This is a genomic window from Enterobacter ludwigii, from assembly GCF_001750725.1.
In the GTDB taxonomy this organism is placed as follows: domain Bacteria; phylum Pseudomonadota; class Gammaproteobacteria; order Enterobacterales; family Enterobacteriaceae; genus Enterobacter; species Enterobacter ludwigii.
Genome location: NZ_CP017279.1, coordinates 1003269 through 1030241, shown reverse-complemented (window position 1 = coordinate 1030241; position 26973 = coordinate 1003269). Strand labels below are relative to the sequence as shown.

Here is a 26973-nt window from a genome sequence, read left to right as displayed (position 1 = left end):
CAAAGAAGAAGAACGGAAACGGCAAAATCCTGAAAATTTTCATAAATAGCGAGAACCTGCGAGGTCGCCGCCCCGTAACCGAGCAGATTGCCGGAAAGGACCCGTGAAGCCCTAAACGCCCGTAGGTACGGGCGTCACAATCCAATGGTTAAGTGCGGGGTTCAGATATTATCTCTGGGACATAAGCTGCCTTATCTCCTTGTGATATAAGCCCTTCCGGTCGGAAGGTGAACTAATAACTTTTATTTTTTAAACACAAATTTCTCGTTTGCAATTCCCATACAGGCTGCTCCCAATTCTTCACTATGTAATTTTCCGTTTAAATATTTATTTGTGTTGTTATAAATAATTCCCCAGCATTCATTTACTACTGGGTTCGTTATCAACCCTTCGGTGTTAAACCAAGCGTAGCTACATATCCCAAGCAGATCCCTTAGTTTTTTACAATCAGCATCGTATTTTTGCAATTCATGAATAAACATTATTTCAGGCATTTGTGTTAGTTGATAAGCGTAATCGCCGACCGCCTTTTTGAATTCTAACTTCACCTTCAATTCATCTTGCTTTTTCCATCGAAATATTGCCCAAGCTGCAATTACTGCCGTGATGGCAGTAAAGATTGCTGAGACCCCAGACCAAAATGTTTGCCATTCCATAATCTACCCTCGCAATTAATTTGGGTGATTATACTATGAAATATTACCCTTGACCTTTTCTCTCAGCTCTATCTACTTCGATTTGCTTAATCCCGTGAAGTTGATTGTTGCCTTTCTCAATGACTGCGAGCAGTGGTCTAATCCAGAGTATGGCCTGGCAGTACGTCATTGAGCTGGCGGCAGCGGTACTATCATCGGCTGCGTCAGTTCCGTCGGTATCGGCGTACATGGCGCTGGAACGTAAACGGTACGCGTATTCGAGCAGCCCACCAGCAATGTCAGCAGGAACAGGCAAATCACAGGTTTTTTCACGTCGGAGTATCTCCCGGTATTCAATTACGGTATCTTCGGTGCTGGTGTCGATAAGGGAGTTAAGCCTGTTGACATGTTCAGCAACCTGATTGAATCGATGGAAGTTGAATGCCTGGGTGGCGATCACCAGCCCCTGCAATGAGTTGTCACTTCGCAGAACGTCGTTATCGCTCTGAAGGCTACTGGCTTCGGAGCAACTCTTAAGGAGAGCGACCGAAAGGCCAGCAATAACGACAACGCCGATAAGACCCGGATTAATTTTCATTGGTCCAGCCCCCAGCACGCCAGCGCGCTTTCCTGGTCCCGTCGCTCAACCTGGCCATAGCAGCCATTCTTCTGGCCTTTGGTTAGACGACAATCACGGCCACCGTCTTTAATCCACCAGCGAATTGCCTCGCATGCACCTATGCGGTCACCTGCATTGATGCGCCGATAGAATGTCGAAGGGAAGCATTTACCGGGACCAATGTTGTACGGGCAGAAGGATGCGATACCCACCTTCTGTGGCTCTGTCAGAAGCACTTTGATATTGCGATCAACCCAGGCTAATGCCTTATCGCGTTCGATAGCGTTAACCTTCCGGCATTGCTCCTCACTGGCCGTCATGCCTTTAACAACACGCCTGCCATCGATAACGGTCACGCCGTGACATAAAGACCAGACCCCACCCGGATCAACAACGGCCACCAGCGCATTGCCTTCTTTCTCGCTGATGAATTGGTCGAAAATGAGTGGAGCAGATGCCCCTGACGCGATTAGCGCCAGCACTGCTGCGCTGAGCTTTGCTTTGTTCGACATCATTCACCCCGCGCAGCTTTGCGGCGATCCGCTTTGATTTGGAAGTACAGACTCGTTAACCAGGTCAGCAAACCAAACATGAGGCTACCGAGCACACCAATGGCCGCCCATTGAGATGGGGAGACTTTATCGAGGAGCTGAAGCAACCAGTATCCAGTCCCCCCTCCAGATGCTCCGTATGCTATTCCCGTCGTAATTTTTTCCATTGGATACATACTCCACCTCCGTTCTGTCGAGGCGTTTGGTAAAATAGCCAAGTAATTAGCTATATAATTAGATATATTACCCACACAGTGTCCCATGCATGGAGATTTCGATATGGCCGTTGTTAACCCGCTTGATAAGATAATTGATGATATTGAACAAACTAAGAATGATGGATACAAAAATTTAGACATTGAAAAAATGCTTATGTATCTTGAGAATTTAAAGCAAGAAAATGTTTATGATCATGATGTTCAGATGGAATTACTTAAGAGCAGCAATACAAGTCAAATTGAAATTGCCAAAATGAACCATGCTGCAAGCCTGGAGGCTTTTCGTTCAGTAATAACTGTCGGAGCAAATGCTGCCAGAGCGTTTATGATTATAAATGGCGGAGCAGCAATAGCTCTACTCGCTTTTTTAGGTAATGTTTGGAATAAAGATTCAAGTCCAGATGTATTGTCATCAATCTTAGGATCACTTTTAATTTTCTGTATCGGCGTTCTGTGTTCCGGTGTTTGCTCAGGGTTTACTTATCTTGCGCAATATTGTTATGCAACTTCGGAATTAGGGTCAGACAGCAAATGGAAGATGGGAGGCGATGTTAACAATATCATCGCAATTTTGTCAGGAGTTTCTTCTTTGATTCTTTTTGGCGTTGGTGCTTATGTAACTTATGCCTCTATGGGTAATCAATTTGGTTGAAGTTGCCATCATTTTGGTTAATTAACTTTTTGCCTTTAATCTTACGTTTCAAATAGAATTATGCGACGACGCTAAGACAGGGGTACTGATGCAATGCACCTTCGCGAATACCCCTGTCGTATCGCCGTAAAGCAAAAGCCCCGACTGGCGGGGCTCTCGTTATATTCAAATTGTCGCTTAAGTTTGCTGCCATCGCGGCGCAGCTCTGCCAAGCATGAATGAATTATCTAAATTCCTGGCTCGTTATCAATACATAAATTGAAATTGAGCACTAAAAGCTAAAAAACTAATAACTCATCTCAGTTCAGCCAGGAGTTTCCGCGTAGATAAAAAGACCTTCGCCCTGAATATTTCCAGGCACCAGCGTACACGTTTTCTCGCCTCCCAGTCCGTTAACCACGGCGCGACCGACTGTAATTCCCGCGTAATATCTGAGATTTTTTTGCGTGTGGTGTAGTACTGCAGGCCGACGATATAAACCGGATCATTTACATCAAGCGCCTGCAGAACTGACTGCTCGACAAAATCAACGTCATCATTATGCATTGCTTCATCAATGATGCTGGTGGCTGGCTGCGGCCAAAGGATAGCGTGAGCACGATTAAGCGCCTGCGGACCTCTGAATCCTTCACCCCGAGCTTGTTCGAGTGCAGCTGTAAAGCGAGACAATGCCTTGTCGGACCATCGACCGCCCTTGAGGACATCCCAGCAGGCATGTGCACGGGGTAGACGTGGAGCAGTTCCACCGCGTACACCTTCTCCCCATGTTGTAAGCAATGACTTAATCCAGGCCGCCTGAATATCGGTCAGGAGCATGCTTTTACCCAGCCAGCTTTTTCGCGGCGCAGTCGCTGCTTTACCCAGCGCTTCGATATGATTACGGCGTTGACGTGGTGTCATCCTGTTCGCTCCTTACGCCAGAACGCCGAGCGCGTAGGCCCGGTCCAGCACTCTAATGATCATTTCCAGCTGCGAGCCATATTTACGCTCGAATGCCAGGCGGTCGTTATGCAGTTCGGTATGATGTTTTCGGCAAAGTGGAATGGAGAAGATGTCGTGCGCTTTTGTAGCAATGCCACCCTGCCCCCATCCGATTAAATGATGCGGGTCGTCTGATTGCTGCTGGCAGCATTCGCAAGGCTGTGTTTTCATCCAGTTCAGATAATCGCGGCTTTCCCAGCGCAGACGCTTTGGACGACGCATGAAAGACTGAGGCGGCGCGGGATCCACCACCACATCCATCAGCGGTTCTGTCAGCGCATCAGGCAGGTCAAACGCTGAAACTAAATCCCCAAGGATGCTGGTGGCCGGTACTGCAGGCGTAATATCGCTTTCGCGCCCAATCTCGCTTTCTTCGGGTAAACGAAGCACTTCCCGAGCACAACATTCTGGTAAAGCATCCGTTACTGACTTACGAACAGCCCACCAGCTGAGTTCCGCGAGGGAAATCTCGCGACTTTTGTCGATACCGAGAGAAACACGAATAGAATCCAGAATAAAGGCAATTACGTTTCTGCGTGCCAGTTCTGCCAGCGCCTCGGTATGCTGCTCTCGCAGTTGGTTGTCGCAATAGCCACAAAGCAGGATAGACCCTGGCTCATGGTGCATGATGGTTAGTTCGTGATAGTGGTAATCACTGTAAGCGTACTGGCAATTTCCGCCGCCGTACTTCAGCAACCAGTAATCAAGCCCGCTTATTCCACCGGCTGCAATCAGGACCTTTTCATTCAAGAAGAAGCTTCGCAGCTGCTCGTTGTCTTCCAGTGGCTGCCGCGCATCCGGAACACGACCAGTTTGATACCCGGCCATACTTTCTGGCTGGCGCTCGATCAGGATTCTGCCTGCTGTGAATAACTCCATCAGCTCCCTGCCCGGCTTCAACAGCACGACACCAAGTTCTCTCGCAATCACAGGTTGAAGAAGCGCACGCATCACTCGCTCTCCCTGATAATGATCTGCCCGTTCTCGCCCCAGAGCTTTGTTATCCTTGAATCCCAGATATGTGTGTCGTCTTCGAAGAGTGCATCCATCAAAGACTTCATCAGGTTATCAAGATCGGGTTTACCCTGATGGGGCTTCCCGTTCATCTCTGCGCGCTTTTTCTTGCTCCAGCTCCTCGGCATTGGAAGAACGAAGGTAACGTGTGAATTCGAGTCGGGCATGCAAATGCCCAGGAGCCGAACGTGATCGCAAAAGGCCCGATAACGCATAACTTCAGGGCGCTTCTTCCATTTGTCGGCACGCGTCATGCGTGGCTTACCCATCGGGAGGATGTTGTAGACTGTCACGATCACCCCCATGCCCGGGAACGCATACTTTGCGCTGTCTTAGCTGAGGATTTTTGCTGAGGTAGTAATGCGCTGACTATCCAAAAACGAGGGTCAATATCGAGACTTTTCTCGACGGGGACGCCTTTAGACTTATAGCGCGCCACCAGCTCATTGGCTTCTTCGGTTGTCAGCCCGGTATGAGTGAACCAACTTTTCTTCATGCCGCCTCCTGAAGGAGTGACATCAAAAGAAAATTGCTGGCCCTTTGAAGGGTCAGTAAGGATTTATTCTTGTTTGGTGTTTGCGCCATGGTATCTCTCCAGTGGCGCAGCAGGTATAGGGTGTTCAAGCCTATGACTGGAATATAACACAACTAGTAAGGGACGTTACCCTCTCCCAGCATAAATGTGTTAAAAACTAATAAGAAAAGCTCTAATAAATGACCCTATTTCGCCTTAAACACACAAAACTTCATGGACGGTAAGTTGCCAACAATTTATAGTTTGGATTCATCTTGAAACGTTCATTAATAATGATGATATTGGATTATTAGCATGCAAATAATTTCATTTAAAGTATCACAATTTCGTTCTATCTCTGGTGAAATAACCACTGATGGGCTAAATGGCATAACTATTGTTGGTAAAAACAATAGTGGAAAATCTAACCTACTACATGCAATGAGGGTTTTTTTTGAAGGAAAATATAAAAGTCACTTATATAATTACGACAGTGATATCCCCGATAATCTAAAATCAGGTCAAACAAGCTTTGCTGTTAAATTTCTATTTGAAGATAATGAACTAAATGACGTATCAGACCATTTAATAGATCAAGATGACTCAGATGATGAAGATGATAGTTTAATTGAAGAAAACACTTCAGAAAACAGCTTATCGCTTGATAAGCCTGATATTGAAATCGCTGATGAACAAGAATTAAATCAACCACAAAGGGGAAGAAGAACATTAAGTTTACGAGATAGATACCTGCAATTATTTGATATGATTGAAGACTCTAGGCTATCAACACCACAAAATGAAGTAACCGTTCACTTAACAATAACAAATAAAAATAATTTCTATTATAGCGTTTTTAAAGGATATAAAAGAAAGCAAGACATTACATCTAGCAAATATACTTCTAAGGAACGAATCTTTGTTGATAAACTCCTAAAGTCATTTGGCTGTATATATATCCCATCTTCTAAAAGCATTGAAGACATTTACAATACGCTTCTAGAACCTTACATTAGAACTGAAGTATCATCAGCAATTGCTCCATCTATCGAACTCATTAAAGCAAAATTATCTGAAATATCTCAAGAAATCACCACCGAGATGGTAAACAGTGGAATTCATGATTGTCAATTATATATAAAACCACCAAAAGAAATAGATTCGCTTTTTGGTAATTTCAGTTTGCAGATGAAAGACACTGTAGAAAATACTTTATCTAGCAAAGGAACAGGGATACAATGCCTTTCATTATTCTCTGCTTTCAAATCAATTTCTAAAAAGAAACTTGAAAAAGGGATTCAAACAATTTGGATGATTGAGGAACCTGAGTCATTTCTACATCCTTCGCTTGGTGTTTCTTGCTCAAAGATAATTGAATCATTACAATTAGTAGCATATGTTGTTACCACAACACATGCCCTGTCATTTGTAAGCAATGACGTAACCAAAATTATTGAATTGGTAAAAGAAAACGGTGTAACAAAGGACAAGAAACATCTTAAAAAATTTGACGCGGTTTCGAGCATACGTGAAAATTTGGGCGTTAAATTTTCTGACTTCTTCAATCTTTCTGGTGCAGCTATATTCGTTGAAGGAATTACAGACAAATTATATATATCACAAATCCTCAAGATTTTATCTGTAGATGATTATGCTCAAAATTGGCCACTATTGAGATCTGCTCAGATAGAAGAGTTTGGTGGAGTTTCAGCCTTAGGAGGTTTTCTAAGAGGGTGTTATAAGTTCTTATACGATCAAGCACAAATTGTAACTATATTTGATGGTGATGACGCTGGCATCAAAGAAAGAAAAGCGCTGCAAGGTTTCTTTGGAAACCAAGGTATTAGATTTGAAGCAAATAAAGATTACGTTTCTATTAGAAGTGGGCATTCGATTGAGGGTTTATTTCCTGACTCATTTATAACCTCACTGATGCAGGATCATCCATCCTGGTTCGTTGGCCAGGGGCTATCTGTTGATGCTGCTGGGGTTGTAGAGTCATTTAGTTTAGTTGATACAAAGAAAACCAATGCCTACAACTATCTAATCGAAAAATGTAAATCTACACCTATCCAATCATGGGTCGAACGTTGGGAAATTGCATTCAATGCGATAGAATCAGCGCTGGCTGTTAAAGAAGTTGAACTTCATAGTAAATCGTTTAAAACTCATACTGAAGATTCATTACAAGAAACAGCAATGAGCTAAAACTCGTATTCAAGTAGTAATCGAGAGCATGAGATGACATGATTAACATGGCGTCTCATGCTTGTTAATATCTAATCAATGCTATTGCCGTTTTGAACAGTAACCCGCTTTTTCCAGCATTTCATTAAAGAGTGTTGGTGTACCTACAATCTCATCCCCCTTTAGCGGTATGAAAGATACTTCATCGCCCCGCCTGTACATCAAAGCGCGATCACATTCTGGAAATGAGGGCAGTCGTGCAACGATAACCCCATCGTGGCATCTGATGACCGCGTAACCTTTGCTCGGTAATTCTTCTTTTTGTTTCACCAATCCCCCCTCCACACTGGAAAGTTATTGCATGCTGTCTTTATAAAACCACTCGTCAGCGCTCTCCCAGGTTTCCTGCAGGATTTCTTCAAAACGCTTTTTTTCCGTATTTTCTCCGCCAACAATGTTTAACCCGTCAGAACCGGCCCGGCGAACGACCAGTTTGCAGTCGGTGTAGCTCTGAGTGATTCGCTTCAGAAGCTCCTGCTCAAGTGCCGGAATAGCAACGTCGGGTAGCTTTTTGGTTCGGTCGATGGTGACTTCGATTTTCATAACTTCCCTTTCGAAGATTTACTGGATAAATAAACAGTATACTCATCTGAGAAAATGATCAATCCTTTAAAAGCACTTTTTGCGAAGGCTACTGCTATGTTTCTTAGAGTATTTTTTCCCATTGGTGAGAAAACGCCCGCACGCAGCGGGCTTAGGGATATATCAAATTTTTGAGGTTACGAGGATTTCTTCACTCAATGTCTAGGCCAATCAGGTCTTTTACTTTCTTCTTGGCAAAACCCATCGCCAGTGATTTTGATAGGCCCATTAGTGTGCTTATTCCTTCATCTTTAAAATTTGTTTTTATGGTTTGCCATACCTCTTTCTGACGCAGGTCAGCGATAAAATCATGCCCTCTTGCCGTCAGCCTGAGCGGAGTATCAAGCCAGTAATAGCTAACCCCTTCTCCCAAAGATCTGGACATCTCGTGCCCAAACCCAGATTTCCCATCAGTCCTAACAATCAGCCCATTGTCATAAAGCAAACGCATATGGAAAATAAAATCCGAGTCGTCTTGGTGAAACCCTGATTCACCAAGCTCACTTAGCATTGTGTCAGGGCCTTGAGTTTCCTCGAAAGCTATTAGTAAATCCTTGAGGTATTGATGGTTTATTTTCATAACTTTCTCCGTGACATGTCACAGTCTTTTATATCACCAATTTAGTTTCGTGCCATCCTCGCATCTCCGGCAATTTTTGTGTAAGTTGCGGCTTCCCTTAACGCGCGTTTGTCGATGTTGCTAAATAAATCGCTCATACTCGCGCGCTCCCGAAAATTTTGTGAATCATATAGCCTTGCCAGTTCTGGCGGCAAACTTCGGTGATACCGGACTTCTTGCGAATCACCGGTAATGGCTTAATGCATGTTTCCCCGCCTGGCTGCATCACGTACACCGGGTGGTGTCGCTGACCGATGTTCTTCACGGCACCAGCAGAAACGAGATGCTCCAGCAGGCGACAGGCCTTTTTGCTGTCGCAGCTCAGCAACTGGCGAACTTGCCGCGGGGTGATCTCGCCACCGTGCTGAATAGTGCGAATGAGTGTCCAGAGGTTTTTGCTTGCCATAGTCATACCCTCCCCGCCTGGCGCAGACAGTCTTTACGGCGCTTGGCAATACGGGCTACTTCAACAGCGCTACCGGCGATACCAAACATGTCCGAATATACTGCTGCTGCTCTTCGCCAAAGCCCCTTCTCCTCCAGCTCCTTCGCTTTCTGCTCGGCAGCCTGCATCCTGAGCGGATCACTTTTTTCAACCATGCACGGGAGGATTACGTCTGGAATTTCTGCGTGCGGTACCGCCCGGTATGTGTACTGAACGCTGTCACGTGAGCGAATAATCACGCCTTCGTCACTGAGTTCGCGCAGCAGCCTTCCGGCTGTACCTCCAGCCATGTCCAGCGCTTCGGAAACATCGCCAACGGTGCAGTTCGGTCGGTAGCGCACAAATACCGCCACCTGCTCTTTTTGTGTTAATGCTTTGGTCATTGGTCAATACTCGATTAGTTGGTTAAACCTGCCGCTTTGAGGCGTTGGTATTCTTCCATCAGTAGCTGTGCCGGAGTTGGCCCTGCCGGATGCTGCGGTGCAGCTAGCTGTCGACGGATTGGTGGAACTGAAAGCCCGTTGCTTACGTGCTTCGTCCATTTGATTAATAATTTCTCTGCCAGTTTTTTAAGTTCCCCCTCGGTCATCTGACGCTCAATACCAGTTCTGCGCATTTCTATGCAGATGTGATACAGCACCGGCTGCGGCCACGGATATTTGTCGCTACCCGAAAAACGATACGACTCGTTACGCCAGCGACGGTATTCACTCATCACCCGGTCAGATGTCAGCCCGAACGGATTGGCACCACTCTCTGAAGTCAGCGAAACGAACTCAGCAAGATCCGGGGGCCATGTATTTCCTACTGCGCAACGGTCCATGCATTGCCGACAAACCAGTTTGATCTGGCCCTCAGTCATCGAACCTATCTGAGCTATCCACAGGGCCGTGGGTTCTGCCCCATTCTTCTGCGTCCAGCGGTTCGAGAAGATTTCCCCCATCACCTGCCATAGCCGCCACGCCGTCTCCGTCGCCATCAAGTCCGTTCCGGCGTCGCCACTCTGCGTGTGCTGATTGTATTTGCTGAACAGCTCGGGATGCTGCTGGCTGTGGTCTAACTGATGCATTCTCGTTACCTCCCGTTTGTGGTGCTTTCAGAACCTTTGCGCGATCCAGGTGGCGAGCGAACTTCTGCTCCCACTGAATTTGATGAAACACTTTCCCTTCGGCTTGCCAGTAAGCGATGAAACTGCTCAGCTCGGCTTCGATATTTATGCCTGCCTTGAGCGGCATGCCCCACAGGTTTGCCTGTCGTGCAAAGTCGGCTGTTGGCTTCCAGTCTTTAAACATCAGGAATTTGCCGAATGGCTGCTGTTGCCCAATTCCGATACCTGGCTGATCCGGATAATCAGGAATAACAGGTTCGACCAGTTCTCTATGTGTGGGGTTTAGATCTTTATGGTTCCTTGGTAGATTCCGTGTCCCGTTTTTGGGACTGTTTAAAGGGAAAAACGGCACTCTTTGGTTAAAATATGAACTGTTAACAATCCCGTTTTTGGTACCCTTATTACCTGAAATAGTCCCGTTAATGGCACTGTTTGTATTAACAGTTCCGTTTTCGGTACGGTTCAAATTAACCGTCCCGTTTTTGGGATCCTTTAAAGAGTTCCGGTTTTGGATCTGTTCGGCATCGGGTATGCTTTCCTCAACACCGACCAGCTTGTACACAGGAATTTGCTTTGTCCTGCCGCGCCGTTCACCTGTGTCGACAACCAGGCCGATTTCCTGCAGATGCTGCAAGCCTGCAAGCACCGTCTTTCTGTCCATCTCAGTAGCCTCTGCAAGCGCAGCGACGGACGGGTAAGCGCACAAGTCAGCGCCGCACATATCAGCCAGCCAGGTCAGGATCGCCTTACTGGAGGATTTTCCGGTCTTAACTTTCTTGGCCCACCGCATTGCATCAATGCTCATGAAGCCTCCGGGTTGAATTCATTGGTCAAAACTCGATTAAAAAAATTGCGGCGCTACGGCGCTGATGCTCGCCAGTAGTGGTCCCGCCGCGTCAGCAGGTAACATGTTGAATAAAGCGATTGCCGCTTCGCGGATCTCCTTCTCAAGCTTTTGCAGCGGTGCGCCCAGCAACTTCGCCTGATGTGCCTCACTGCATTCTTTGATAGCGCTCGCCACCAGCTCGGCTTCCGTTCTGGCGTTACTGAGTCCATGCTTTCTGGCGATCTCAATGGGCATAGCGGCGACGATTGCCCCCGACAGTTGCATGATGTATGCGGTGTATTTTTCCGAACCACCTTCGTTTTTCAGATACCGGAATAAATTCTGCTTGTTGACCGCGATACCGCGGCCCCCTTCCTTCGCCCACTGCTCAGCCACCATCTGAGCGATTTTCTCCTGCGCCTGGCCGGGCAAAGTGGATTCCCACTCCCGAACTGCAACCTGTATTGAACGGTGCTTAAAGCTATCTCTCCGATGCGCCATAAATTGATTTTGAGTTTTCAGCGGTCCGGCAAAGCGTTGGTTATGATGTTGATATGTAGCTGACTGCATGATTAAGCCTCCTTCTGAGGTAAACCATCTGTTGCGTTGGGATAGAGGTCTGGACGTAATTCATGCGGGGTGACTTCCCAATCCAAAGCTCTGCATGCGTTTAAAACCTCTGTGCTTGCTACCTGAGTACGAAACCAGACAGATACAGTCTGCGAGTTTTTACCTAAGCGGCGTGCCAGTTCTGATTGGCTGCCACACAGCGAAATAATTTTTTGTTGAATGTGTTCTTTCATGCTTCCTCCCAATTTATGAATCATATGATTGATAAGTAATTTGTCAATGTCAATAAACTTAATCAATCACATCTGATAAGAAAGTTTGTATGCTTGCTTATGGGTTTGATTTGGATACGAACATGAACTTCGAAGAAAGACTGTTACGAGCTCTTGATGAAGCCGGGATATCTCAATCTGAGCTGGGCCGCAGAGTGGGGGTAAACTCACAAACGGTTAGTAACTGGTGCAATACAGGTAATTTCCCTCGCAAGGAAAAGTTGGCTTTATTCCCGGAAGCATTAGGTAAGCCACTGTATTGGTTCTTTTTATCTGATGAAGAAGAGGCGCATCTTAAGGCAACCAGCGAAAGCAAAACGGTATTGAACGAGAAACAAGCTGCGTTGTTGGAAGTTTTTGATCAGTTACCTGAAGTTGAACAAACCAGGTTCATACAGCTGGCCAGCGACCGCCTCGAAGAGCTCGATAAATTTATGGCTGAATTTCTCAGCAAACGGAAGATTGAGCCCGCTCCAACCAAAGACTGATAAAGAACACTCTAAAGGCCGCATTTTGCGGCCTTTTTTTTGCCTCTAGTATCTCCTCAGCCCTCCTCTAAAAATCATCAGTGCAATTATTTATGTCAATTAAGTATTGACCTATGACATATTTATTTGTAGCCTGATTTTAGAAAATCAGTCATCAAGGCAGGACGCCCACGAAGTAGCTGCCGGTGGCATACGAAACACCGGATGAGATGGCAAGACAATCGCGCAGCAGGTTTACCGTTCCGCCAGCCTGGCGTTAAAGGCACACAGGAGTTAACCATGATCGATTTCGCACGCAAAAAGCTGGCTGCCAAGCCGTTCGCTTAAATCTATTTGAAGTTCTGGTTCGTAAGCTTTGCTACTTACTGGCCCAAAAAGGCAATCCAGAGCTAAAAGCATGAGCTCGTTCTTTGCCCTGATCGTTACCGTCTGTGCCCTCACCGGGGAATGCTCAGACATCATGCTCGGTGTATACAAAACCGAATCTGGCTGTGATGCAGCTGCCAAAGAGCAGCACATTAAAGGAGAGTGTTACCCGTACAAATCGGCTGACGACCAACAGCCAGCTTTCAAATTTTAATCGAGTTGTGACTAATGGCTGCTACCAGCCCCTAAAAGCACAAAACCCGCGCAAGGCGGGTTAAGTACCCGGTCAGCCGACCAAAGCTTTCCGGAATCGAGTTTTGACCAATGACCACTACCCAAGGCGGCAATCACTAGCTGCGGGTATCTTACAACCAAAATTAAGGACCCGATATGGAATTCTTTCATTTAATCAAGGCAACGCAGAAATCCGGCAAAGAAGATGCCGTTATCTGGTTCACGGCTAAATCAGAAGCACGAGCCAATTTGCAGCTAGATGTAGAGCTGGAAGATGCTGGTATTGAAACCGGCCGGGGCAAGGATTATAGCAAGCCTGTACGTACCGATTTTCCGGTTTATGACGACCTGCCTGAAGAAAGTACAGTTGATTACTCATGGTGCAAACGCTACGAACTGCTGGACGATGGTCGCACCTGGCTGCCAAAGGCTGGTGCTGAGTCAACTGGAGCCCTGGACAACACTACCGCACCGGAACCTATCGTTAAAGTCGAAACTACCATCGAGAGTGTTCCTCTTGAAAACCGCACTCCAGCGGTGCGTTTTGCCGTCCACCTGACCAACGACAAATACCAGTCACATATCACTAAAGAGCAGCAGCTGGCTGCCAGCGAAATGTCACTGGATGAAGGCAATACCTATCTTCAGAACATGCTGCTGGCGAAGAACGACAACCCTGAAGTTACCGAACTCAGCCTGAACGCTGAGTGGAAACTCGTTCAGGCGATTAAGCAGGTATTCGCGCCAGATGAAGCGCACGAAACTGAAGATATCGCTGCATTCATGGCTGACTGGGCTAAAGCAGATGCCAGCGATCGCAACCAATTAGTTGAAGACTGGCGCAGTGGCAAATTTACTCCTCTGAAATCTGAAAGCACCAGTGACACCGGCGTTAAAGCAGATCAGGGTCTTGAACCTGATAACGGTATCCAGATTGACGAGTATGATGACGAAACCACACGTTATCCAGTCGTTCGCATGCCCTTCCGCAAGCAGCTACTCGCCCAGTTCACCTCCGACGAACTGCGCCACCACATTACACGCGATGAATACGAAGGTATCAGCGCACTGGAGATGGACACTGACAATAGCTATGTCCAGAACCTGCTGCTGGCGGCAGAAAACTGCGAACAGGTTAAGGGTTACGATGCTAAAGACCTTTGGCGCTATACCGACGCCATTCGCAAAGTGTTTAGCCAGGAAAAGCGTCACGAACTCGCTTTGGTTCTCCGATTCACCAGAATCTGGGCGGCGACTGATTACATTGACCGCGGCCTGCTGGTAAAAGAATGGGCCAAAGGCAGTCGCGTTGCAGAAATACAGCGTACTGAAAGCGGTACGAATGCTGGCGGAGGCAACAAGACCGACAGAAACCCTGACCTTAAACATGATCTAGACACTCTCGATTTAGAGATTGCGCTGGCCACGTTACCAATGGATTTCAACATTTATGATATCCCTGGTGGTGTTTTCCGTCGGGCAAAAGAGATCGTGAGTAAAAAAGAATGTCCATTCAAAGAATGGTCTAAAGCTCTTCGTGCAACTCCGGGAGTTTTGGATTACTCGCGTGCAGCTATTTTTGCACTTATCCGCAGCGCTCACCCAGAGCATTACCTGTATCCGGCACGTCTCAGCGGATTCATTAACGCGAACCTGACTGAAAGCGATCATTCTGCTCCATCAGACGAAACTCTTGCGGCTGCGCGCCATAACCCTGAGGTGAGCTGGACAAACGAGGTAACTAATGACTCTGCTGTTGAAACTGGCGGCCAGAATGAGTGGACTCAGGTCGACGGCGACACGCAGCCGGTTCTCGAAAAAGTTGGTAATGGTCTTTTTTCTATTGAAGGGTTGGCCACTAGCAACGCTGAAATCGACCAACAAGATACCGCAGCGGAGTACGTCGATAATGTGCAGATGGAAGAAACTGGTAATGATGAAACCCCGAACTGTGCTGCGTTATCAGAAGTCACGGAAGAAACTATCTCAGGCGCAAGCACTACTGAAACTTATAACAGCACAGCTGCTATAAATAATGATTCCGGTCATCATAATCATGCCGAGCCTGAAATGCTCTATACACACCTTATGGTCGACATTGAAGCGTTTGGTAAAAAGGCTGATTCGCCAGTCGTATCTATCGGAGCTGTGTTCTTTGATCCATCTACAGGTAATACCGGATCGGAATTTTACAAAGTGATTAGCCTGGAATCTTCAATGGCCAGCGGCGGGGTTCCGGATGCATCTACGATAATATTCTGGCTCAAAGCTTCACCTGAAGCTCGTTCAGAGTTAGTGATGGATGATGCTATTCCGCTCGATGATGCATTACTGCAGCTAAATGAGTTTATAGGCGAGAATGCGGTTAACGGCCCTGATTCTGTTCAGGTCTGGGGTAATGGTGCCACTTATGACAATGTCCTGCTTGAGGCATCTTACGACCGGACGGGGATCCCCTGCCCATGGAAGTTCTGGAATAACCGGGATGTAAGAACAATTGTCGAGTTGGGTAAAGCCGTTGGCTGCAAGCCTCGCTATGAGATCCCATTTGAGGGAGAACCTCACAAGGCTATTTCGGATGCTCATCATCAGATCAAATACGTGTCTGCAATCTGGCAGCGTCTGACTGAACACTGATTTTTTAATTTCAGAAAATGGCTCTGATATGGGCCATTATGAGGTAAATCATATGCTTCAAATGCTGACTTTAGAAGAATGGGCTGCGGAAAAATACCGGAGTAATCCCCCAAGTCTGAATACTTTACGCCGATACGCTAAAGAGAGCATGTTCACTCCCCCGGCCACCAAAGAAGGAAGATACTGGCGGGTAAGAGAAGATGCCGAGATTACAGGTAATTTAACCCAGCCCGTTATTAAAAAATCTGATTCTCCTATGCTTCAAAGGATACTGTCTGATGGCTGCCCGACCACGTAAAAACAACGTTAAGATACCTAATCTTTATCCGCTCTACAGTCGTAAGGTAAATAAAATCTACTGGCGTTATAAGCATCCTATTACTGGTAAATTTCACAGCCTCGGAACTAACGAGGCTGAAGCAACAGCAATAGCAATCGAAGCTAATGAGCGACTAGCTGAACAGCGCACTAGGCAGGTTTTGGCTCTCAGTGACAAGATCGCCACCAGCAAAGAAAAGGCGATAACAACAAATACGTGGTTAGATCGTTATTGGAAAATTCAGGATGAAAGACTGGAGAATGGTGATATCAAGCCGAACACTCATAAACAAAAGGCTAAACCAGTAGCCCTACTTCGTGAGAGCGTGGGAATGAAATTGATTTCATCCGTCGATGTTCGGGATGTTGCCCAGATACTGGAGTCCTATGTTGCAGAAGGTCAACCGAGGATGGCCCAGGTAATCCGCTCTGTTTTGATCGATGTTTTCAAGGAAGCACAGCATTATGGCGAGGTACCGCCGGGTTATAACCCGGCTCTTGCTACAAAACAACCACGCCGACGGATTACCCGACAGCGTCTTAACCTTGACGAATGGCAAAAGATTTTCGAGATAGCTGATGCCCGCCATCAATACATGGGTAATGCAATGCTATTGGCACTCGTTACTGGTCAACGCCTTGGGGATATCTCCAACATGAAGTTTAGCGATATTTGGGATGACCATCTGCATGTCGTTCAGGAGAAAACAGGGAGCAAGCTAGCGATCCCTCTATCCCTAAGGCTTAACGCGATTGACTGGAGTTTGAGGGATGTAGTTGCACGTTGCCGTGACTATGCAGTGAGTCCATACCTAATCCACTTCTTTCGGGCAACCTCAATGGCAGAACGAGGTGCTCAGGTAAAGTCGAACACAATAACAATGAACTTCAGTAAGGCTCGTGATAAATCAGACATAAATTGGGGGAATGGCACGCCAGCTACTTTCCATGAACAACGCTCGTTAGCGGAAAGACTATATGAGATTCAAGGGATAGATACTCAGAAGTTGCTAGGTCATAAGTCACCGAATCAAACGGCTCGATATCATGATGATCGGGGTAAAGATTGGATTAAAATATTTATATAAAGGAGTATACACTCCTTTATATTAATTTTTAAAACCCCACCGGACTGCAAAACGCCTTACCAATTTAATTAAACATAACAATTAATATCTTTTATTAAGAATGAATTTTAGACGTAAACTTTTATCTTAACCTATTCAGATAAAGATTTCTCTTTGCTAATCTTTATCGAGCGCTTTTATTTTAAATAACTTTTGAACGCACCCGCAAATAACCTTTATTATTTCGATATGCACTAACAATATAAAACCTTGCATGAACAAGTAGTTAAAAATTGTTAGAGAAAAAATTTCAGTGATGATAACCGCTAAGGCAGCACCAATTAACCCGAACCTTAGAGAAAACAAATAAGAAAGCACCAAACTAAAAACCAAAACAAATATAGTTTTATATAGCAAAAATCTATATCCAGAAAACTTAACAATTATTTTTGATGAAGCCATTCCAAGTGTAGATAATAATGTTGCAAAACATAATAAAATGCAAGGCGCTATAGATTCATTATACTCACCCCCATATATGTAGAAAATTATATAGTTTATCAAAAACGTCATCAGCAATATTACTGGAATTGACAGTAAAATGATATTCAAATGCAGTCTTGCACCAAGATTTATTATTTTTGATTTACTTTTCTCTCGAAATATTGCTGGTAAACAAGAGGTTAGCAATGATAGCAAAATGAAATTCCAACTAGTAGCAAGAGTTTGAGAAACTGAATATATGCCGACATCATGATCACCATACAAACATGATATTACAAGTAAATTCAACCTCGGATAGATTGATGCAATAACAGAAGGAATAACGAGAATACTACCCGCATAACTCAGGTGAAAAAATCTTTTTCTTAATACTTTGTATTTTATTGACACTTTACTTTTATACTCCCTCCGGAATATAAATAACTTCAAAAAGTAAGGGGTGGCGCTTATAATTATAAGAGGCAATCCAAAAAAGATAACCGGAGCTTTATATTTAACCATTAATGCTCTGACTACTAAACCGAAAATAAGTCCGGTTACGTTTGCAAGAGCATTCATTCTAGAGTTCAGTAATGACTCATTAAGGCTGGTATATGTATCAATTGTGTAAAAGTAATATGCCAAACATATTGACAGCACTAACACCATACCTGTTAAATCCATTTGCACATTTAAAATCATGATGCAAGCACATGCAAAAAATATAAATACCGCACTCCTCAATATGAATACAGGCAACATTAATTGAATGCCGCCCAGTAAATTTGTGGTTATTCTTTTATAGAAAATACTATCGCTACCAAAAACCGCGGCAACTTGGATAATTTGAAAAATCGCAGTTGCGATTGCTATTTGCCCAATTACTACAGGCCCCAAGTATTTAGCTACTAAAGCGTTTATAAAGAAAAGACCAATTACGCCTATTGATTTTTCTGTAATCATCCAAATGATATTTTTTTGAGTTTTAGTTAACACCTATCCAACCTCTTTTAAATATTTATTTCTCTTCATCATCTTTATATAGTAAATCTATGAATTGCGTTATATCCATGCTATTTTTATTCAATAGCATAACGTAAACAACAGCAACTATCAGTATCAATAAGACAATACATGAAAGTAGAAATAACATATTCAATCCTCTTTCTAACATTAAATTCAAAACCAATATAATTCAAAACAGAATGAGTAGACTAGTAAAAATATCGCAAAAAAAATAGAATTGCAGAAGTGTTTTTAGCAATACTCAAGCATGGAAAACATTAGTATGCACGCTATATATTATAAATAGTTATAATATATATTATTAGCACCCTACCAAACAATCAACTAACACAAAATACACATCCAAACGACTATTGAGAATGATAGATTGATATTTTTTGACGAACCCAGAACTGCCTGCTGGTAATTTAACTAATAGATAAATTATGTATAATTACACAAGAACATATTTAAATTTAAACTTGCCATCCCCTAAAAAGATCATATGATTGCCTAACATCAAACTTTAAGAATGAAAATAATAGCAGAGGCATTAAATCATGTTTGACCATATCTTAGAGATTGTTGAAGCTTCTAACAAATTTATACGCATTTATGCGTCAAATGGACAGCAGATACACAGCACACTCAATAATAAACCACATGTTTACTTTCTCACCGAAGGTAGAGTAGATATTTATAGGAAAACAGACGATATTTTAATTTTCACTGTATATGCACCTCATATTTTAGGGTTATTTTTTATGTTCGAAAAGAATGATTATCATTATTTCAGAGCTTCAACGGATGCAACCTTTACAGCAATTCCAACTATAGAACTGAACTGCCTGGCTGATAGTAATGATTTGTGGAAACATTTTTTCTTAATGACTTGTGAAATCGCTTCAAACTTTTTCAAAAGGGATCAAAGATTTTCATCAAAAAATGCCTACGATATTATAAAAAACAACTTAGAAGCTATATGGGAATTACCAGAAAATGAAAGATCTCAAATTTCAGTTTTCAAATTCATTTTATCTAGAAGTACAATATCTCGTAGCTCCTTAAATAAAGTTCTAAAAGACCTCAATGATGGGGGGTATATTAAAATTCACAGAGGAAAACTTTTAAACATTAAAAACCTACCGCTAAAATATTAATCACTTAGGCGGCAGAAAAATCTTTCTCCATAATGGTGTTGTTTCTGATGTAATACTCTTCTTTTCGTTTATGCGATAATTAGCATAAAGACAATAGATTGAGAATGGAATCAATACCATTATCGATACAATAGATATTATATTATACATGCTCATAAACCCCTTCCTTTGTTGCCAGAGCATACATATAAAGTTCATGTCTATTTTTTAAATTTAATTTTTGCAAAATATTACGCCGATGTGTGCTTATTGTCTTTTTTGTTATGTTAAGAATAATTGCAATGTTGTCATCTGTTGTTCCTTCAGAAAACAAAGTGAACAAAAGAGCCTCTTTTGATGATAGTTTTTTAAAATGAAGCATATCATGAAAGTCATTTTGGTCTGTTAAATCATTAAAACACTCAATGTATTTATCCAAGTCGTAATTACATGGTAAAATCAAAGTTTTTTCTGGTCTGTATTTTGAAACTGCATAACAATGTAAAAAGTTATCTGTAATAATAATATCTTGAGTATGATACTTATGATAAAAAATAAGTGTTGGAAGCTTTGTTGTTTGCTCAACGTTATATGTATAAGATTCAAAAACTTTTGAATCTTCAATAAGTTCCCTGATGCCGTGATATAAAAAATAATTGTCAGTAATAACGTATATTCTTAATAATTTTTTAGAGATCATTTTATTCACCTTCAAAATCAAAACAAATATCCTATCCCAATGATGAAAGTATTTATTTCTTTGTTATCAATAATACCCAATTCATATCCTGAATTTAATTGAATGTTGTCTGTTAAATTGTAAAAAAAAACCAGCACCAAAAGCGGCTCCATAAACCTCATGTGTTTGATTAGGTTGCATTTTTGAACCAGAAGCAAGACCAGCAAGCCCATATAATTTTAAATCTTGCGTAATGTTAAATGCTATACCCGGCATAATAGATGCATATTTATTCTTTAAATAAGAATATCCAGATCCGCTGGTGTTCTGTATATAAGTGCCTGATGCGACCAGTGCGAAATTATTCATATCGTGTCTAAACATGATATTCATTCCATGCATATTTTCTGCCCCATTTTTCTTGCCTATGGCATAATTCATAGACATTGAATTACTAGCAGATACAGTCGTGTTAAAAACGCAAATAAAAAGAAACAGCACTGCAAGCTTAATTTTATGCATAAATCCTCCAAAAATTTCTCTTAAATATACAGAGATAAAATTGTGTTACCAGCATATAAATACGCAAGAAAAAGTTATAATCACACAATGAAATGTATATTTTTGTATATTGACTAAGGAAATCAACAGGAACCAGTGATTCCCAGATAAAATAGCAAAAGGATATGAGAACCGACGTTGTATACATTTCTGATAGTTTGGAAACTACAACGCCCGAATACATATTATATGCTTATAGTAACCTGTATGCCGTCTGGTAAATTGTTTTGGAAAATGCGGAAATAATAGGGAAAAACATCTGATTAAGAGAGGATTTTGATAATCTATTTTGATAAATTGTTGATAACCGTTCGAAAACTAATAATAAAAACGGGAACCAATCGGCTCCCGCTCTTGTTTAACCCAGAATCTGGATTACATGTTCGCGATAATCGCGTCGCCAAACTCTGAGCATTTCAGCAGCTTAGCGCCTTCCATCAGACGTTCGAAGTCATAGGTTACGGTTTTCGCGTTGATCGCGCCTTCCATACCTTTAACAATCAGGTCTGCGGCTTCGAACCATTCCATATGACGGAGCATCATTTCTGCAGACAGGATGATAGAACCTGGGTTCACTTTATCCTGGCCGGCATATTTTGGTGCCGTACCGTGGGTCGCTTCGAACAGTGCGCACTCGTCACCGATGTTCGCACCAGGGGCGATACCAATACCGCCAACCTGCGCCGCCAGGGCGTCGGAGATGTAGTCACCGTTCAGGTTCATACAGGCGATAACGTCATATTCAGCAGGACGCAGCAGGATCTGCTGCAGGAACGCATCGGCGATCACATCTTTAATGATGATCTCTTTGCCGGTGTTCGTGTTCTTGATCTTCTGCCATGGACCACCGTCAATCAGCTCACCACCGAACTCTTCCATCGCCAGCTGGTAGCCCCAGTCTTTGAATGCGCCTTCGGTGAACTTCATGATGTTGCCTTTGTGAACCAGCGTCACAGAGTCACGGTCGTTGGTGATCGCGTATTCAATGGCCGCACGCACCAGACGTTTAGTCCCTTCTTCGGAGCAAGGCTTGATACCGATACCGCAATGCTCAGGGAAGCGAATTTTCTTCACGCCCATCTCTTCGCGCAGGAATTTAATCACTTTCTCTGCGTCAGCAGAGTCCGCTTTCCACTCGATGCCCGCGTAGATGTCTTCTGAGTTTTCGCGGAAGATAACCATGTCGGTCAGTTCAGGGTGCTTAACCGGGCTTGGGGTGCCCTGATAGTAACGAACCGGACGCAGACACACGTACAGGTCCAGCTCCTGACGCAGCGCAACGTTCAGGGAACGAATACCGCCACCGACTGGAGTTGTCAGAGGGCCTTTAATAGCAACGCGGTAGTCGCGGATCAGGTCCAGCGTTTCAGCTGGCAGCCAAACGTCCTGGCCATAAACTTGAGTAGATTTTTCACCGGTGTAAATTTCCATCCAGGAAATTTTACGCTCGCCTTTGTAGGCTTTCTCAACAGCGGCATCAACCACTTTCAGCATTGCCGGGGTAACGTCTACACCGATACCGTCACCTTCGATGAACGGGATAATCGGATTGTGAGGAACGTTAATCTTGCCGTTTTGCAGGGTGATCTTTTTACCTTCCGCCGGAACAACTACTTTGCTTTCCATTAACCTCTCCTTCGAGCGCTTCTGGTTGTTACTGATCTTATGTTAATAAATTGTAATGAGCCCTTCGATAGTACCTGATTGTCCGACGCCATGAAAGGTCTTCGTTAATAGGCTATAATGCGGCAATTGATAACGTCTGAAAATACCATGAAGAAAACTTCTTTTACAAAACACCGGGTTGAGCGATTCAGCTCACGACAAGCCGCCAGAAGACCACAAGAATCCCAGCCAAAGCGGGTGATTTTGTTCAATAAACCCTACGATGTTTTGCCGCAGTTTACTGACGAAGCCGGACGCAGCACGCTGAAGGATTACATTCCTGTTCAGGGTGTCTACGCCGCCGGCCGTCTGGACCGGGATAGCGAAGGACTTCTGGTCTTAACCAACGATGGTGCCTTACAGGCCAGGCTCACTCAGCCGGGCAAACGCACGGGAAAGATTTACTTCGTCCAGGTTGAAGGTGAACCGGATGAAGAGACGCTGGCGACATTACGCCGCGGCGTGACGTTAAACGATGGTCCTACCTTGCCTGCAGGTATTGAGCTCGTCAGCGAGCCGGAATGGCTGTGGCCACGCACGCCGCCGATCCGCGAGCGCAAATCCATCCCGACGAGCTGGCTCAAGATCACCCTTTATGAAGGCCGTAATCGCCAGGTTCGTCGGATGACCGCACACGTGGGCTTCCCTACCCTGCGACTTATTCGCTACGCCATGGGCAACTACACCCTGGATTCACTGGCAAACGGTGAATGGCGGGACGTTACCCCTTAAGGAGTCACTATGTTTAAACCACATGTCACGGTCGCCTGCGTGGTTCACGCGCAGGGTAAGTTTTTGGTCGTAGAAGAGAGTATTAACGGCAAGGCGCTGTGGAACCAGCCTGCCGGGCACCTAGAAGCCAATGAAACCTTACTGCAGGCCGCTAAACGCGAACTGTGGGAAGAGACAGGTATCCACGCGGAGCCGCAGCACTTCATCCGTATGCACCAGTGGATTGCCCCTGATCACACCCCGTTCCTGCGCTTTTTATTTGCCGTCGAGCTTAGCGAAACGTGCGCCACAGAGCCGCAGGACGATGATATCGATCGCTGCCTGTGGGTCACTGCCGAAGAGATCCTGAACGCGCCAAACCTGCGCTCGCCGCTGGTTGCCGAGAGTATCCGCTGCTGGCAGTCTGCTGGTCGCCTGCCGCTTGAGGTGATTGGAGAATTTAACTGGCCGTTTACAGAGGGTGCCAATGGTGGGGGGGCGTGATAGAATACGCCGCCTTGAAGTTCAATGTCGTGAGTATTCCATGTCAGATAACAGCCAGAAAAAAGTGATCGTCGGCATGTCCGGCGGTGTCGATTCCTCCGTTTCCGCCTACCTGTTGCAACAACAGGGCTATAAGGTGGAGGGCCTGTTCATGAAGAACTGGGAGGAAGATGATGGCGAGGAATATTGCACTGCTGCTGCGGATCTCGCCGATGCGCAGGCGGTGTGCGATAAGCTGGGCATTGAACTGCACACCGTTAACTTTGCCGCAGAATACTGGGACAACGTCTTCGAGCTTTTCCTGGAAGAGTACAAAGCCGGTCGTACCCCGAACCCGGACATTCTGTGCAACAAAGAGATCAAATTTAAAGCCTTCCTGGAATTCGCCGCAGAAGATCTGGGCGCAGACTATATTGCGACCGGGCACTACGTGCGTCGTGCCGATGTGAATGGCAAAAGCCAGCTGCTGCGCGGTCTGGATGGCAACAAAGATCAAAGCTACTTCCTTTATACACTCAGCCACGAACAGATTGCGCAAAGCCTGTTCCCGGTAGGCGAGCTTGAAAAGCCGCAGGTGCGTAAAATCGCCGAAGAGCTGGATCTGATCACCGCGAAGAAAAAAGACTCTACCGGTATCTGTTTTATCGGCGAGCGTAAATTCCGCGATTTCCTTGGTCGTTACCTGCCGGCACAGCCGGGCAAAATCGTTACCGTCGACGGTGATGAGATTGGTCAACATCAGGGGCTGATGTACCACACGCTGGGCCAGCGTAAAGGGCTGGGTATTGGCGGCACCAAAGAAGGCAGCGAAGATCCGTGGTACGTCGTAGATAAAGATGTCGAAAACAATATTCTGGTTGTTGCTCAGGGCCACGACCATCCGCGTCTGATGTCCGTCGGCCTCATCGCACAACAGCTGCACTGGGTCGATCGTGAGCCGCTGAAGGGTACGCTGCGCTGCACGGTAAAAACACGCTATCGCCAGACCGATATCCCTTGTACTGTCACCGCGCTGGATGATGAACGCATTGATGTGCGTTTCGACGAGCCGGTTGCGGCGGTCACCCCAGGCCAGTCCGCCGTATTCTACAGCGGCGAAATCTGTCTGGGCGGCGGGATCATTGAACAGCGCCTGCCGCTGCCGGCCGTTTAACACGATTGCACACATAAAGGAGAACGTGTGGCGAAGAACTATTATGACATCACCCTGGCACTGGCTGGAATTTGCCAGTCTGCCCGTCTGGTGCAACAGCTGGCGCATCAGGGTCATTGCGATGCTGACGCGCTGCACGTTTCACTCAACAGCGTTATCGACCTCAACCCCGGTTCGACTCTGGGTGTCTTCGGTGGGAGTGAAACCAATCTTCGTCTCGGTCTTGAAACTTTGCTTGGCGTGCTTAACGCCAGTAGCCGTCAGGGGTTGAACGCGGAGCTGACCCGCTACACGTTAAGCCTGATGGTACTGGAGCGTAAGCTCAGTGCGGCCAAAGGCGCGCTTGATACGCTCGGTGACCGCATTGCCGGGCTGCAGCGCCAGCTCGACCATTTTGATCTGCAGTCCGAAACGCTGCTCAGTGCCATGGCCGGCATTTATGTTGACGTCATCAGCCCGCTGGGCCCACGTATTCAGGTCACCGGCTCTCCTGCCGTGCTGCAAAGCCCGCAGGTTCAGGCAAAAGTCCGCGCCTCCCTGCTGGCGGGTATTCGTGCCGCCGTGCTGTGGCATCAGGTTGGCGGTGGCCGCCTGCAGTTAATGTTTTCTCGTAATCGCCTGACGACTCAGGCAAAACAAATTCTTGCTCATTGTTAACCTCCCGGAGTTGCGAATTATGGAATTATCCTCACTGACCGCCGTATCCCCTGTAGATGGACGCTACGGCGATAAAGTCAGCGCGCTGCGCGGGATCTTCAGCGAATATGGTTTGCTGAAGTTCCGTGTTCAGGTTGAAGTACGCTGGCTGCAAAAGCTGGCCGCCCAGGCAGCAATCAAGGAAGTTCCTGCTTTTGACGCCCAGGCAAACGATTACCTCGATAAAATCGTTGCTGACTTCAACGAAGAAGATGCTGCGCGCATTAAAACTATTGAGCGCACCACCAACCATGACGTAAAAGCGGTTGAGTATTTCCTGAAAGAGAAAGTGGCAAGCGTGCCTGCGCTGCATGCCGTGTCTGAATTCATTCACTTCGCCTGTACCTCAGAAGACATTAATAACCTGTCTCATGCGCTGATGCTCTCCACCGCGCGTAAAGACGTGGTGCTGCCTTACTGGCGTAAAATCATCGACGCGGTAAAAGCACTGTCTGTCGAATATCGTGATATTCCGCTGCTGTCCCGTACCCACGGTCAGCCGGCCACTCCCTCCACGATGGGTAAAGAGATGGCAAACGTGGCGTACCGTATGGAACGTCAGTATCGTCAGCTGGAGCAGGTCGAGATTCTGGGTAAAATCAACGGTGCGGTAGGTAACTACAACGCCCACATCGCTGCCTACCCGGAAGTGGACTGGCATCAGTTCAGCGAAGCGTTCGTGACCTCTCTGGGTATTCAGTGGAACCCGTACACCACCCAGATTGAGCCGCACGACTATATCGCGGAACTGTTTGACTGCATCGCTCGCTTCAACACCATTCTGATCGATTTCGATCGTGACGTGTGGGGTTACATCGCGCTGAACCACTTCAAACAGAAGACCATCGCCGGTGAAATTGGCTCCTCAACCATGCCGCACAAAGTCAACCCAATCGACTTCGAAAACTCCGAAGGCAACCTGGGCCTGGCGAATGCGGTGCTGCAGCACATGGCGAGCAAACTGCCGGTTTCCCGCTGGCAGCGCGACCTGACTGACTCCACCGTGCTGCGTAACCTGGGCGTGGGTATTGGCTACGCGCTGATCGCGTATCAGTCCACCCTGAAAGGTGTAAGCAAACTGGAAGTGAACCGCGACCGTCTGCTGGACGAGCTGGATCACAACTGGGAAGTGCTGGCAGAGCCCATTCAGACCGTCATGCGCCGTTATGGCATTGAAAAACCGTACGAGAAACTGAAAGAGCTGACGCGCGGCAAACGCGTAGACGCCGAAGGCATGAAACAGTTTATCGACAGTCTGGAACTGCCGGAAGACGAGAAAACCCGCCTGAAAGCGATGACCCCGGCAAACTATATCGGCCGTGCCATCACCATGGTTGACGAGCTGAAGTAACCTCCCTTCCCCCTTTCCGCCTGGAAAGGGGGCTGCTTTTCCCCGGTTTACTTAATGTTTATC

35 protein-coding genes are annotated in these 26973 nt (G+C 45.7%); 14 read left to right on the top strand and 21 right to left on the bottom strand.

The window, feature by feature from the left end; genetic code table 11:
* Positions 1–242: 242 nt before the first annotated feature.
* The 4 genes from BH714_RS04880 to BH714_RS04865 are packed head-to-tail and all read right to left on the bottom strand — an operon-like array spanning position 243 to position 1981.
* Positions 243–656, bottom strand: coding sequence for a hypothetical protein (locus tag BH714_RS04880; protein WP_040017185.1), 414 nt, complete (start codon positions 654–656; stop codon positions 243–245).
* Positions 657–699: 43 nt separating this feature from the next.
* Complete coding sequence (locus BH714_RS04875; protein WP_040017184.1) at positions 700–1233, bottom strand: hypothetical protein; 534 nt, start codon at positions 1231–1233, stop codon at positions 700–702.
* Positions 1230–1766 carry a lysozyme gene (locus BH714_RS04870; RefSeq protein WP_040017183.1) on the bottom strand — a complete coding sequence of 179 codons (537 nt, stop codon included), beginning with the start codon at positions 1764–1766 and terminating at the stop codon, positions 1230–1232. Before BH714_RS04870 ends, BH714_RS04875 begins: the two co-directional genes overlap by 4 nt.
* Complete coding sequence (locus tag BH714_RS04865; RefSeq protein ID WP_040017182.1) at positions 1766–1981, bottom strand: class II holin family protein; 216 nt, start codon at positions 1979–1981, stop codon at positions 1766–1768. The genes BH714_RS04870 and BH714_RS04865 overlap by 1 nt, the downstream gene beginning before the upstream one ends.
* A 103-nt stretch (positions 1982–2084) precedes the next feature.
* Between BH714_RS04865 and BH714_RS04860 the strand changes: the two genes are divergently transcribed.
* Positions 2085–2675: a hypothetical protein gene (locus tag BH714_RS04860; RefSeq protein WP_040017181.1), complete on the top strand. Its 591-nt coding sequence runs from the start codon at positions 2085–2087 to the stop codon at positions 2673–2675.
* A 294-nt stretch (positions 2676–2969) separates the two neighbouring features.
* On the opposite strand, the gene BH714_RS04855 is transcribed toward BH714_RS04860, so the two are convergent.
* Genes BH714_RS04855 through BH714_RS04840 form a run of 4 tightly spaced genes read right to left on the bottom strand, consistent with a single transcriptional unit; the run spans position 2970 to position 5166 of the window.
* Positions 2970–3575, bottom strand: a complete 606-nt coding sequence (locus BH714_RS04855) for a hypothetical protein (RefSeq protein ID WP_040017180.1) — start codon at positions 3573–3575, stop codon at positions 2970–2972.
* A 12-nt stretch (positions 3576–3587) separates the two neighbouring features.
* Positions 3588–4607: a DUF968 domain-containing protein gene (locus tag BH714_RS04850; RefSeq protein ID WP_040017178.1), complete on the bottom strand. Its 1020-nt coding sequence runs from the start codon at positions 4605–4607 to the stop codon at positions 3588–3590.
* On the bottom strand, positions 4607–4975 hold the full coding sequence (locus BH714_RS04845; RefSeq protein ID WP_040017177.1) for a RusA family crossover junction endodeoxyribonuclease: 369 nt from the start codon (positions 4973–4975) through the stop codon (positions 4607–4609). Before BH714_RS04845 ends, BH714_RS04850 begins: the two co-directional genes overlap by 1 nt.
* Positions 4966–5166 (bottom strand): hypothetical protein, encoded by a 201-nt coding sequence (locus BH714_RS04840; RefSeq protein WP_040017176.1) that lies wholly within the window; start codon positions 5164–5166, stop codon positions 4966–4968. The genes BH714_RS04845 and BH714_RS04840 overlap by 10 nt, the downstream gene beginning before the upstream one ends.
* Positions 5167–5499: 333 nt before the next feature.
* On the opposite strand from BH714_RS04840, the gene BH714_RS04835 reads away from it, so the two are divergent.
* Entirely contained in the window at positions 5500–7392 is a 1893-nt protein-coding gene (locus tag BH714_RS04835) for an AAA family ATPase (RefSeq protein ID WP_040017175.1), read from the top strand.
* 81 nt (positions 7393–7473) lie between these two features.
* Here BH714_RS04835 and BH714_RS23460 read toward each other — a convergent pair whose 3' ends face one another.
* The 9 genes from BH714_RS23460 to BH714_RS23455 all read right to left on the bottom strand — a co-directional run bounded on the left by BH714_RS23460 (position 7474) and on the right by BH714_RS23455 (position 11814).
* The gene (locus tag BH714_RS23460) at positions 7474–7701 is read right to left on the bottom strand and encodes a hypothetical protein (RefSeq protein ID WP_080765197.1); all 228 of its coding nucleotides are present in this window, start codon (positions 7699–7701) and stop codon (positions 7474–7476) included.
* Between the two features lie 24 nt (positions 7702–7725).
* Positions 7726–7974 carry a DinI-like family protein gene (locus tag BH714_RS04830; protein WP_040017173.1) on the bottom strand — a complete coding sequence of 83 codons (249 nt, stop codon included), beginning with the start codon at positions 7972–7974 and terminating at the stop codon, positions 7726–7728.
* Positions 7975–8164: 190 nt separating this feature from the next.
* Positions 8165–8593, bottom strand: coding sequence for a DUF2513 domain-containing protein (locus BH714_RS04825; protein WP_040017172.1), 429 nt, complete (start codon positions 8591–8593; stop codon positions 8165–8167).
* Between the two features lie 133 nt (positions 8594–8726).
* Positions 8727–9038 (bottom strand): hypothetical protein, encoded by a 312-nt coding sequence (locus tag BH714_RS04820; protein WP_069973197.1) that lies wholly within the window; start codon positions 9036–9038, stop codon positions 8727–8729.
* Between the two features lie 2 nt (positions 9039–9040).
* Positions 9041–9460: a PerC family transcriptional regulator gene (locus BH714_RS04815; protein WP_040017171.1), complete on the bottom strand. Its 420-nt coding sequence runs from the start codon at positions 9458–9460 to the stop codon at positions 9041–9043.
* A 14-nt stretch (positions 9461–9474) separates the two neighbouring features.
* Positions 9475–10020, bottom strand: coding sequence for a replication protein P (locus tag BH714_RS04810; RefSeq protein WP_080765196.1), 546 nt, complete (start codon positions 10018–10020; stop codon positions 9475–9477).
* A complete protein-coding gene (locus tag BH714_RS24260) occupies positions 9932–10990 on the bottom strand; it encodes a DnaT-like ssDNA-binding domain-containing protein (protein ID WP_040017168.1) in 1059 nt (352 codons plus the stop codon). The genes BH714_RS04810 and BH714_RS24260 overlap by 89 nt, the downstream gene beginning before the upstream one ends.
* A gap of 36 nt (positions 10991–11026) precedes the next feature.
* Positions 11027–11581: a toxin YdaT family protein gene (locus BH714_RS04800; RefSeq protein ID WP_040017167.1), complete on the bottom strand. Its 555-nt coding sequence runs from the start codon at positions 11579–11581 to the stop codon at positions 11027–11029.
* A gap of 2 nt (positions 11582–11583) precedes the next feature.
* Positions 11584–11814 carry a transcriptional regulator gene (locus BH714_RS23455; RefSeq protein WP_040017166.1) on the bottom strand — a complete coding sequence of 77 codons (231 nt, stop codon included), beginning with the start codon at positions 11812–11814 and terminating at the stop codon, positions 11584–11586.
* An 89-nt stretch (positions 11815–11903) separates the two neighbouring features.
* Between BH714_RS23455 and BH714_RS04795 the strand changes: the two genes are divergently transcribed.
* The 6 genes from BH714_RS04795 (at position 11904) to BH714_RS04780 (ending at position 16984) form a co-directional block, all read left to right on the top strand.
* Positions 11904–12341, top strand: a complete 438-nt coding sequence (locus tag BH714_RS04795; protein ID WP_080317437.1) for a helix-turn-helix domain-containing protein — start codon at positions 11904–11906, stop codon at positions 12339–12341.
* A 204-nt stretch (positions 12342–12545) separates the two neighbouring features.
* On the top strand, positions 12546–12668 hold the full coding sequence (locus BH714_RS24420; RefSeq protein ID WP_254915531.1) for a hypothetical protein: 123 nt from the start codon (positions 12546–12548) through the stop codon (positions 12666–12668).
* A 70-nt stretch (positions 12669–12738) separates the two neighbouring features.
* Positions 12739–12921, top strand: a complete 183-nt coding sequence (locus tag BH714_RS04790) for a DUF1482 family protein (RefSeq protein ID WP_040017165.1) — start codon at positions 12739–12741, stop codon at positions 12919–12921.
* Positions 12922–13097: 176 nt separating this feature from the next.
* Positions 13098–15578, top strand: coding sequence for a 3'-5' exonuclease (locus tag BH714_RS23450; protein ID WP_052445444.1), 2481 nt, complete (start codon positions 13098–13100; stop codon positions 15576–15578).
* Positions 15579–15630: 52 nt separating this feature from the next.
* Positions 15631–15876: an excisionase gene (locus BH714_RS23445; RefSeq protein ID WP_071785721.1), complete on the top strand. Its 246-nt coding sequence runs from the start codon at positions 15631–15633 to the stop codon at positions 15874–15876.
* Positions 15857–16984, top strand: coding sequence for a site-specific integrase (locus BH714_RS04780; protein ID WP_040017164.1), 1128 nt, complete (start codon positions 15857–15859; stop codon positions 16982–16984). Before BH714_RS23445 ends, BH714_RS04780 begins: the two co-directional genes overlap by 20 nt.
* Before the next feature lie 156 nt (positions 16985–17140).
* On the opposite strand, the gene BH714_RS04775 is transcribed toward BH714_RS04780, so the two are convergent.
* Positions 17141–18442 carry an MATE family efflux transporter gene (locus BH714_RS04775; protein ID WP_236918386.1) on the bottom strand — a complete coding sequence of 434 codons (1302 nt, stop codon included), beginning with the start codon at positions 18440–18442 and terminating at the stop codon, positions 17141–17143.
* Positions 18443–19011: 569 nt separating this feature from the next.
* Between BH714_RS04775 and BH714_RS04770 the strand changes: the two genes are divergently transcribed.
* Entirely contained in the window at positions 19012–19611 is a 600-nt protein-coding gene (locus tag BH714_RS04770) for a helix-turn-helix domain-containing protein (protein ID WP_052445443.1), read from the top strand.
* A gap of 142 nt (positions 19612–19753) precedes the next feature.
* On the opposite strand, the gene BH714_RS04765 is transcribed toward BH714_RS04770, so the two are convergent.
* From BH714_RS04765 to icd, 3 genes are all read right to left on the bottom strand, one after another.
* Complete coding sequence (locus tag BH714_RS04765; RefSeq protein WP_040017163.1) at positions 19754–20290, bottom strand: helix-turn-helix transcriptional regulator; 537 nt, start codon at positions 20288–20290, stop codon at positions 19754–19756.
* A gap of 81 nt (positions 20291–20371) precedes the next feature.
* Positions 20372–20791, bottom strand: a complete 420-nt coding sequence (locus tag BH714_RS23975) for a porin family protein (RefSeq protein ID WP_155397200.1) — start codon at positions 20789–20791, stop codon at positions 20372–20374.
* A gap of 414 nt (positions 20792–21205) precedes the next feature.
* Positions 21206–22456: an NADP-dependent isocitrate dehydrogenase gene (gene icd / locus BH714_RS04755; RefSeq protein ID WP_040017161.1), complete on the bottom strand. Its 1251-nt coding sequence runs from the start codon at positions 22454–22456 to the stop codon at positions 21206–21208.
* 117 nt (positions 22457–22573) lie between these two features.
* Between icd and rluE the strand changes: the two genes are divergently transcribed.
* Genes rluE through purB form a run of 5 tightly spaced genes read left to right on the top strand, consistent with a single transcriptional unit; the run spans position 22574 to position 26910 of the window.
* Positions 22574–23227 (top strand): 23S rRNA pseudouridine(2457) synthase RluE, encoded by a 654-nt coding sequence (gene rluE, locus BH714_RS04750; RefSeq protein WP_032681233.1) that lies wholly within the window; start codon positions 22574–22576, stop codon positions 23225–23227.
* A gap of 9 nt (positions 23228–23236) precedes the next feature.
* The gene (locus BH714_RS04745) at positions 23237–23710 is read left to right on the top strand and encodes an NUDIX hydrolase (protein ID WP_020884456.1); all 474 of its coding nucleotides are present in this window, start codon (positions 23237–23239) and stop codon (positions 23708–23710) included.
* 40 nt (positions 23711–23750) lie between these two features.
* On the top strand, positions 23751–24863 hold the full coding sequence (gene mnmA, locus BH714_RS04740) for a tRNA 2-thiouridine(34) synthase MnmA (RefSeq protein WP_032670452.1): 1113 nt from the start codon (positions 23751–23753) through the stop codon (positions 24861–24863).
* Positions 24864–24890: 27 nt separating this feature from the next.
* Positions 24891–25520: a high frequency lysogenization protein HflD gene (gene hflD / locus BH714_RS04735; RefSeq protein WP_014169611.1), complete on the top strand. Its 630-nt coding sequence runs from the start codon at positions 24891–24893 to the stop codon at positions 25518–25520.
* A gap of 19 nt (positions 25521–25539) precedes the next feature.
* Positions 25540–26910, top strand: coding sequence for an adenylosuccinate lyase (gene purB / locus BH714_RS04730; RefSeq protein WP_020884458.1), 1371 nt, complete (start codon positions 25540–25542; stop codon positions 26908–26910).
* Positions 26911–26973 lie beyond the last annotated feature (63 nt).

Bases quoted from the DNA above. Each gene is read 5' to 3' on its own strand.
- BH714_RS04875 (WP_040017184.1), bottom strand. From the start codon at position 1,233: ATGAAAATTAATCCGGGTCTTATCGGCGTTGTCGTTATTGCTGGCCTT.
- icd (WP_040017161.1), bottom strand. From the start codon at position 22,456: ATGGAAAGCAAAGTAGTTGTTCCGGCGGAAGGTAAAAAGATCACCCTG.
- BH714_RS04820 (WP_069973197.1), bottom strand. From the start codon at position 9,038: ATGGCAAGCAAAAACCTCTGGACACTCATTCGCACTATTCAGCACGGT.
- BH714_RS04880 (WP_040017185.1), bottom strand. From the start codon at position 656: ATGGAATGGCAAACATTTTGGTCTGGGGTCTCAGCAATCTTTACTGCC.
- BH714_RS04810 (WP_080765196.1), bottom strand. From the start codon at position 10,020: ATGGGGGAAATCTTCTCGAACCGCTGGACGCAGAAGAATGGGGCAGAA.
- BH714_RS23455 (WP_040017166.1), bottom strand. From the start codon at position 11,814: ATGAAAGAACACATTCAACAAAAAATTATTTCGCTGTGTGGCAGCCAA.
- BH714_RS04860 (WP_040017181.1), top strand. From the start codon at position 2,085: ATGGCCGTTGTTAACCCGCTTGATAAGATAATTGATGATATTGAACAA.
- rluE (WP_032681233.1), top strand. From the start codon at position 22,574: ATGCGGCAATTGATAACGTCTGAAAATACCATGAAGAAAACTTCTTTT.
- BH714_RS04840 (WP_040017176.1), bottom strand. From the start codon at position 5,166: ATGAAGAAAAGTTGGTTCACTCATACCGGGCTGACAACCGAAGAAGCC.
- BH714_RS24260 (WP_040017168.1), bottom strand. From the start codon at position 10,990: ATGAGCATTGATGCAATGCGGTGGGCCAAGAAAGTTAAGACCGGAAAA.
- BH714_RS04870 (WP_040017183.1), bottom strand. From the start codon at position 1,766: ATGTCGAACAAAGCAAAGCTCAGCGCAGCAGTGCTGGCGCTAATCGCG.
- BH714_RS23975 (WP_155397200.1), bottom strand. From the start codon at position 20,791: ATGCATAAAATTAAGCTTGCAGTGCTGTTTCTTTTTATTTGCGTTTTT.
- BH714_RS04825 (WP_040017172.1), bottom strand. From the start codon at position 8,593: ATGAAAATAAACCATCAATACCTCAAGGATTTACTAATAGCTTTCGAG.
- BH714_RS04780 (WP_040017164.1), top strand. From the start codon at position 15,857: ATGGCTGCCCGACCACGTAAAAACAACGTTAAGATACCTAATCTTTAT.
- mnmA (WP_032670452.1), top strand. From the start codon at position 23,751: ATGTCAGATAACAGCCAGAAAAAAGTGATCGTCGGCATGTCCGGCGGT.
- BH714_RS04815 (WP_040017171.1), bottom strand. From the start codon at position 9,460: ATGACCAAAGCATTAACACAAAAAGAGCAGGTGGCGGTATTTGTGCGC.
- BH714_RS04845 (WP_040017177.1), bottom strand. From the start codon at position 4,975: ATGGGGGTGATCGTGACAGTCTACAACATCCTCCCGATGGGTAAGCCA.
- BH714_RS04855 (WP_040017180.1), bottom strand. From the start codon at position 3,575: ATGACACCACGTCAACGCCGTAATCATATCGAAGCGCTGGGTAAAGCA.
- BH714_RS04800 (WP_040017167.1), bottom strand. From the start codon at position 11,581: ATGCAGTCAGCTACATATCAACATCATAACCAACGCTTTGCCGGACCG.
- BH714_RS24420 (WP_254915531.1), top strand. From the start codon at position 12,546: ATGAGATGGCAAGACAATCGCGCAGCAGGTTTACCGTTCCGCCAGCCT.
- BH714_RS23450 (WP_052445444.1), top strand. From the start codon at position 13,098: ATGGAATTCTTTCATTTAATCAAGGCAACGCAGAAATCCGGCAAAGAA.
- BH714_RS04765 (WP_040017163.1), bottom strand. From the start codon at position 20,290: ATGATCTCTAAAAAATTATTAAGAATATACGTTATTACTGACAATTAT.
- purB (WP_020884458.1), top strand. From the start codon at position 25,540: ATGGAATTATCCTCACTGACCGCCGTATCCCCTGTAGATGGACGCTAC.
- BH714_RS04745 (WP_020884456.1), top strand. From the start codon at position 23,237: ATGTTTAAACCACATGTCACGGTCGCCTGCGTGGTTCACGCGCAGGGT.
- BH714_RS04790 (WP_040017165.1), top strand. From the start codon at position 12,739: ATGAGCTCGTTCTTTGCCCTGATCGTTACCGTCTGTGCCCTCACCGGG.
- BH714_RS23445 (WP_071785721.1), top strand. From the start codon at position 15,631: ATGCTTCAAATGCTGACTTTAGAAGAATGGGCTGCGGAAAAATACCGG.
- BH714_RS04835 (WP_040017175.1), top strand. From the start codon at position 5,500: ATGCAAATAATTTCATTTAAAGTATCACAATTTCGTTCTATCTCTGGT.
- BH714_RS04865 (WP_040017182.1), bottom strand. From the start codon at position 1,981: ATGTATCCAATGGAAAAAATTACGACGGGAATAGCATACGGAGCATCT.
- BH714_RS04770 (WP_052445443.1), top strand. From the start codon at position 19,012: ATGTTTGACCATATCTTAGAGATTGTTGAAGCTTCTAACAAATTTATA.
- BH714_RS04850 (WP_040017178.1), bottom strand. From the start codon at position 4,607: ATGCGTGCGCTTCTTCAACCTGTGATTGCGAGAGAACTTGGTGTCGTG.
- BH714_RS04830 (WP_040017173.1), bottom strand. From the start codon at position 7,974: ATGAAAATCGAAGTCACCATCGACCGAACCAAAAAGCTACCCGACGTT.
- BH714_RS04795 (WP_080317437.1), top strand. From the start codon at position 11,904: ATGCTTGCTTATGGGTTTGATTTGGATACGAACATGAACTTCGAAGAA.